This window comes from Roseomonas sp. CECT 9278 (assembly GCF_918698155.1).
GTDB lineage: Bacteria > Pseudomonadota > Alphaproteobacteria > Acetobacterales > Acetobacteraceae > Neoroseomonas.
This window is the reverse complement of record NZ_CAKKLX010000094.1, coordinates 1-6,650: the sequence shown is the minus strand read 5'-3', so window position 1 is coordinate 6,650 and position 6,650 is coordinate 1. Positions and strand designations below refer to the sequence as shown.

Sequence of the window (6,650 nt, the reverse complement as noted above, 5' to 3'; positions counted from 1 at the left end):
GCGCGCGTCGCCTCGGCCTGCAGCGCCCGGTCGCGCGCGGCGCGTTGCGCGGCCGTCAGCGAGGCCTCGGCCGGCGGCGCCGGGCCGCGCGCCGTCGCCCGCGCCGAGAGCAGGAAGAACATGATGTCGTTGCGGCCCTGGTCGACCGCGGCATCGACCGCCGTCAGGCCGAGCACGTTGCGTTCCTCGAGGCTGGCGCCGCGCGTCACGGCATCGCGCGCCGCGGCCAGGTCGCCGCGGTTGATGGCGTCGAACAGCGCGGCGGTGGGCGCCAGGTTGGCATTCGGATCGCCGGGGATGGGGTCGGGCGCGCGGCGCGCCGTCAGGCCCGGCAGGGCGGGCGGCGGCGCCCGTCGCGCGGCCGGGGCGGCCGGCGGCGGCCCGGTGAACTGCGCCTGCGCCGGCGCAGGGCCGAGCGGAAGCCCCGGCAGCGCCATCAGGCCGGTGAGCGGGAGCAGCGCGAGGAGGCGTCTCATGCCCCGGGTCATACCGCGCTTCGGGGTGATGCGGGAACACCTTGTCGGCAAGGGGCGGAGAACCGGCGCGTCCGAAGCGCCCCGCCACGACCAGCACTCGTTGCGGATCGTGCGAAGCACGATGCGGGAGCGCACAGCGCGACCGCGCCCAGACCCTCAGCCGCCACGCGTGCAACCGTGCATGGCGCGACGGCAAGCCGGCCGGATGGCCGGCGCCCGCCGCCTGAGGGCAAAAAAACCTCCTATCGCCCTTCGCGCCGCCAGGCCATCACGGCGGCGCCCAGCACCAGCGCCAGCGCCAGCCAGGCCGGCAGCAGCGGCAGGGCGCTGATGCCGGTGACCGTGTGGTCGCCGTTGCGCCGCAGGCCGACCCAGCCGGCGCCGGCCACGTCGCGCCCCGGCGCCACGCGGCGCAGTTCGGGCAGCGCCGGCACCGCGGCTTCGCCCATGTAGCGCGCCGCGCCGCCGGTGCCGGCCAGCAGCGGCCGCAGGCGGTCGGGATCGGCGCGCAGGTCGGCGATCTCCAGCGGGTTGGCGGCGGCCGAGGCCGCGAAGGCGGTGCGCCGCCCGTCGCCGGCCTGCCAGACGCCGGGCTGCGTCGCCGGCAGGCTCAGCGTGGCGCGCCCGCCGCCGGCTTCCTCGGGCCGCGCGCGCGTGATGGTGCCGTCCGGCGCGGTGATGCTGAATTCGGGCGGCGGGCCGGCATCGAGGCTGCGGCGCGTCACGGTCAGGCGCCCGGCTTCGATACGCGCGGTCAGGTCTTCTTCTTCCAGCTCGGTCTCGCGCATCAGCCAATGGGCGACGCGGCGCAGCACTTCCTGCTGGGGGCCGCCGCCGTCATGGCCGCGCGACCACAGCCAGATGTGGTCGGACAGCAGCAGCGCCACGCGGCCTTCGCCGACGCGGTCGAGCACCAGCAGCGGCGCGCTGTCGGGGCCTTCCATGACGGTGCTGCCGGAGCGCGCCTCGGTGCGCAGCCAGCGATACCAGCGGCCCCATTGGGCCTCATTCTGCTCGGTATTCGCGCCGATCAGCCCCTCGGTGACCGGGTGGCGGAAGCCGAGCGCCGAGACGCGCGGGCGGAAGGGCTGCTCGGCCACCGCGTTCTGGCGGCCGGCCGGGCGCGCGGGCAGCACCTGCCCCAGCGGGGTCAGCGCCAGCGACACCGGCCCGGAGAATTCCGGCCCGGTCGACATCAGCAGCGCGCCGCCTGCGCGCACGTAGTCGGCGATGTTGCGCAGGTAGGCCAGCGGCAGGATGCCGCGGTTGCTGAAGCGGTCGAAGACGATCAGGTCGAACTCGCGCAGCTTCACCTGGAACAATTCGCGCACCGGGAAGGCGATCAGCGCGAGCTCGTTCAGCGGCGTCAGGTCGTCCTTCTCCGGCGGGCGGAGAATCGTGAAGTGCACCAGGTCGACATTCGGGTCGGCCTTGAGCAGCCGGCGCCAGGTGCGCTCCCCGGCATGCGGTTCGCCGGACACCAGCAGCACGCGCAGCCGGTCGCGCACGCCGTTGATGGTCACCACCTGGCGGTTGTTGCGCGGGCTGACCTCGCCGGGGCGGGCCTCGGCCTCGATCTCCACCACGGTGGGTCCGCCGCGCTGGATCGGGACGGTGATGCGGTGGTCGCGGCCGATCGGCACGCTTTCGCTGCGCGCCGCCTCGCCGTCGCGCCGGATGGTCAGGCGCGCCGCGCCGGTGGCGTTGGGCACGCCCAGGTCATCGACCGCGACGCGGATTTCCACCTCCCGGCCGACGATGCCGAAGCCCGGCGCCTCAATGATGCGCAGGCGCCGGTCGGTCTGGCCGGCGCGGCCGGGCATCAGGGCGTGGAAGGGGGCGTCGAAGGGCGCGGCGGCGGGGATGTCATGCGCCTGGCCGTCGGTCAGCGCGATCACGCCGGCCAGGCGCGCGCGCGGGATTTCCGCCAGCGCGCGCTCGATCGCGGCGAACAGGCGGGTGCCCTGGTTGCCGCCCTCGGGCACCTCGATGGTGCGCAGTTCCAGTTCGGGCAGGCGGGCGGCGCGGGCTTCGACCTCGCGCCGCGCGGCGTCGATCTGCGCGGTGCGGGTGGCGATGGTGGTGGAATCCGTCTGGTCGACGACCAGAAGGGCGATGTCGGGGCGGGTCTCGCGGGTTTCCTCGACCAGCCGCGGATTGGCCAGGGCCAGCAGGATCAGCGCGAAGGACACGCCGCGCCAGGCGATGCCGCGCGCGCGGCGCCATGCCGCCGGCACCAGCGCCAGCACCGCCAGCGCCGCGGCCAGGCCCAGCAGCCACAGCGGCAATACGGGCGCGAAGTCGATGCCGGCGATGGTCTGGGTCATGTTGCCGGTCCCTCAGACGGCGGGCGCCGGCCATCCGGCCGGCTTGCCTTCGCGCCCCGCGCTGGTGCGCCCGGCGCGGCTGACGGTCCGGGCGCGGTCGCGATTCGCGCTCGCGGCCCGATGTGGAGATCGGGCCGATGCGGGCTCTCGCGCGGTCCCCATACCATGCTCAGTTCCCGAGCCGTTCGAGGATGGCCGGCACGTGCACCTGGTCGCCCTTGTAGTTGCCGGTCAGCGCGTACATCACGAGGTTCACCCCGAAGCGATACGCCAGGATGCGCTGCCGCGCGCCGCCCGGAATGGTCGCGTAGGGGTTCTGCCCGCGCGCATCCATCGCCCAGGCCGCCGCCCAGTCATGGCCGCCGATGATCACCGGGCTCACGCTGTCATTCGCGCGGTCCTGGTCGCGCGCCACCCAGACCTGCCCGCCGGCGAAGCGGCCGGGCAATTCGGGCAGCAGGTAGAAGGCGCGCTTGAGAACGTGGTCCTCGGCCACCGTCGCCAATGGCGGCACCGCCAGGTCGCGCGTCACGCGCCGCAGCGCCGCCCGCGCGCCGGGGTTCATGCCCTCGCCCGAGCCTTCGTCGCGGGTGTCCAGCAGGATGATCCCGCCATTGCGCATGAAGGTGTTGAGCGCGGCCGCAGCGGCGGCATCGGGCTGCGCGGCCTCGGCCAGCACGGGCCAATAGATCAGCGGATACAGCGACAGGTCGTCGCGCCCCGGCACCACCGGGCGGGGTTCCGCCAGCGCGGCGGCGGTGCGGCGGTTCACGAAATCCGACAGGCCGACCAGGCCGAGGCGCGAGACCTCATCGACCTGCGTATCCCCCGTCACGATGTACGCAAGGCGCGTGGCATTCGCCGTCGCGCCGTCGGGTTCGGGCACCTGCGCCTGCGCCGGCAGCGCGAGCGCCAGCAGCACCGCCGCCATCCCGGCCCGGCGCGACCATTGCGGCCCGACCAGCCCGCGCTGCACCAGGGAGATCACCAGGTCCGCCGCCAGCAGCAGCAGCGCCAGCGCCAGCAGCCACGGCCCCAGGTCGCGTTCCGCCGGCACGCCGCCGATGGTTTCGGCGCGCGCGCCGGGCGGCGGCGCGGCGGCGGCGCGCGGCGGCGGCAGGTGCGCCGAGAGATTCAGCGCCCGGCGCCACGCCGCATCCTCCGCCTGCCCCGGCGTGCCGTACCAGCCCGGCGGATGGCGCGGGGAGGCGATGGTCTCCTCCACCCGGTTCGCCGGGATGGGCGCGGCCGCCGGCGGCGCCGGCCCCAGCCGCCCAAAGCCATCCAGGATCTCGAGCGGCGCGAGCGGTGCCTCGCCCTCGGCGCCCTGCACGCCGGCGGACAGCGCCACCATCCGCCGCAGCATGTCCACGAACAGGCCCGACAGCGGCAGGTTCGACCATTCGGCATTGGCGGTCACATGGAACAGCACGACCCGCCCGCGCCCGCGCGATTCGGCGGTGACCAGCGGCGTGCCATCGGCCAGCCGCGCCCAGGACCGTTCGGTCAGGCGCGGCGAGGGTTCCGCCAGCACCTGGCGCTCCACCGTGACCTCGGCCGGCGGCACCAGCCCGGCGAAGGGCGAGCCCTCCGGGAAGGGGGCCAGCGACTGCGGCCGGTCCCAGGACAGCGCGCCGCCCAATTGCCGTTCGCCGGCGCGCAGCGCCACCGGCAGCAGCGGGTCGGGGCGTTCCGCCAGGCGCGGGCCGGCGAAGCGCATCAGCAGCCCGCCTTCCTCGACCCAGCGGGTCAGCGCCGTGCGCTCGCGGCCCTCGGGCACCTCGCGATCGGCCAGCACCATCACCGCCAGGCGGCGCGACAGCAGCGCCTCCGGCGTGCCGCGCCGGATCTCGGCGTAGGGGGCCAGGGCGCGCTCCAGGTAGAACAGGTCGCCGGTCAGCGGCGCGTCCGCGCTGGTCTCGATGGCGGCGGACAGCCCGACCGGGCGGCGGCGGAAGCGTTCGTCCAGCAGCACCGTGCCGGCGGCGCCGGCCTCCGGTTCCAGGTCCAGCCGCACCACCTGGTTGCGGATTTCGATGGGCAGGTCGATCGACGCCTCCGCGCCGGTGGCGCCCGCCGGGAAGGCCAGCGTGGCGGAGGCAATGGCGCGGCCATCGCTGGTGCGGGCCAGCACGGTCGCCTCGGTGGGCGTCGTGGCGGGGGTTTGCAGGGCGCGCACCACCAGGCGGTCGGCCTCGGCGCGCGGCGGGGGCAGGATGCGGGCGGGGCGGCCCTCGGCGCGCGCCAGCGTCAGCGGCCCGGCCTCGGCCAGCGCGGCGGCAAAGGCGCCGGCGGCCTCGCCCTGCGCGGCGTGCTCGACACCATCGGCGATCCACAGCGTGGCAAGGCCGCCGGGATTGGCGGCGCGGAAGGCCGCCAGCGCCACCAGCGCCGCCGCATGGTCGGACGGCCAGGGGCGCGGGCGCAGCGCGGCGATGCGCGCGCGGGCTTCCTCGGCCGGCATCAGGGCGGTGGCGGCGACGGCGTCGCCATTGGCGGGCGGCGCGGTGGACAGCAGCGCCACGCGCCGTCCCTCGCGCCCGGCGGCCTCCAGCGCTGCCACCGCGGCCGCCACGCGCGCCGGCCAGTCCGGCGCGGCCGCCCAGCCATCATCGATCGCCACCAGCAACGGCCCGGTGCCGCCGCCGCCCGCCTGCGGCTGCCAGACCGGCCGCGCCAGGCCGATCACCAGCAGCGCCGCCGCCACCAGGCGCAGCAGCAGCAGCCACCAGGGCGTGCGGTGCGGGGTTTCCTCGGTCGGCGGCAGGTCCTGCAGCAGGCGCAGCGCCGGGAAGGTCTGGGCCTTCGGCGCCGGCGGGCTGACGCGCAGCAGCCACCACAGCACCGGCAAGGCGGGCAGCGCCAGCAACAACCACGGCGCCGCGAAGGCGAGGGGCCCGACCTGCCACATCAGCCGGGCGCCAGCCGACGATGCAGCGCCAGCAGCGCCGCTTCCGGCGGCTGGTCGGTGCGATGCGTGGCAAAGGACCAGCCGGACGCCGCCGCCAGCGCCTGCAACCCATCCCGGTGCCTCGCCAGCCGTTCCTCATACAGCGCGCGCACGCCCTCGACCCGCGGCACCAGCGCGTGTTCGGCGCTGCCGGGGCCTTCGAAACGGATGCGGCCGGTGAAGGGCAGCGTCTCCTCCGCGGGGTCGAGCACCTGCACCAGATGGCCCCGGATGGACCGCGATGCCAGCGCCGCCACGCGATCGCGCGTCTGATCGAGCGGCGCCAGGAAATCGCTGAACAGCACCGCGCGGGCATGGCGCGGAATGCGGCCATCATCGGCGGTCTCCGCCTGGCGCGGCAGGGTCTGCGCCAGCGCGTTCAGCGCGCCGCGCCCGGTGAAGGCGCGCGGCAGGCCGAACAGGCGCACGCGCTCGCCCCCCCGGAACAACAGCGCCGCCAGCGCCAGCAGCAGCAACTCCGCCCGCACCCGCTTGGCCGGCAGATCCCGATGGCTGCGCCAGTCCATCCCAGGCCCGCCCTGGCACCACACCGCGACCGTCTGCGCCGCCTCCCACTCCGTCTCACGCACATACAGGCGGTCGGACTTGGCCGACTGGCGCCAATCCACCCGCGCCGCCGCATCGCCCGGCGTGTACGGCCGGAACTGCCAGAAGGCATCGCCCTGCCCGGGCCGCCGCCGGCCATGCACCCCCTGCATGACCGTCGCGGCCACACGCTCCGCCTGCACGACCAACGGCGGCAACGCGGCACCGAGGGCCTCGGCCCAGGGGACGGTGACTGGCGCTTATACACATCTGACGCCGCCGACGATATGCAGTGTGTAGATCTCGGTGGTCGCCGGATCATTAAAAAAAAAAAACAATCGAGCATTGTTT

Annotated in this window: 3 protein-coding genes and 1 pseudogene; all 4 read right to left on the bottom strand. The window is 75.4% G+C overall.

Going from position 1 to position 6,650, the window contains the following annotated elements; genetic code table 11:
• Positions 1-476, bottom strand: a pseudogene (locus tag LQ222_RS25830) (hypothetical protein); the annotation flags it as partial.
• 242 nt (positions 477-718) lie between these two features.
• Positions 719-2,803: a hypothetical protein gene (locus LQ222_RS25825; RefSeq protein WP_230169755.1), complete on the bottom strand. Its 2,085-nt coding sequence runs from the start codon at positions 2,801-2,803 to the stop codon at positions 719-721.
• Between the two features lie 169 nt (positions 2,804-2,972).
• Complete coding sequence (locus LQ222_RS25820) at positions 2,973-5,714, bottom strand: DUF4159 domain-containing protein (protein ID WP_230169754.1); 2,742 nt, start codon at positions 5,712-5,714, stop codon at positions 2,973-2,975.
• On the bottom strand, positions 5,714-6,487 hold the full coding sequence (locus tag LQ222_RS25815) for a DUF58 domain-containing protein (protein ID WP_230169753.1): 774 nt from the start codon (positions 6,485-6,487) through the stop codon (positions 5,714-5,716). The genes LQ222_RS25820 and LQ222_RS25815 overlap by 1 nt, the downstream gene beginning before the upstream one ends.
• Between the last annotated feature and the right edge of the window lie 163 nt (positions 6,488-6,650).

Excerpts from the sequence above, each read along its gene's own strand:
- LQ222_RS25825 (WP_230169755.1), bottom strand. The coding sequence starts at position 2,803 with ATGACCCAGACCATCGCCGGCATCGACTTCGCGCCCGTATTGCCGCTG.
- LQ222_RS25820 (WP_230169754.1), bottom strand. The coding sequence starts at position 5,714 with ATGTGGCAGGTCGGGCCCCTCGCCTTCGCGGCGCCGTGGTTGTTGCTG.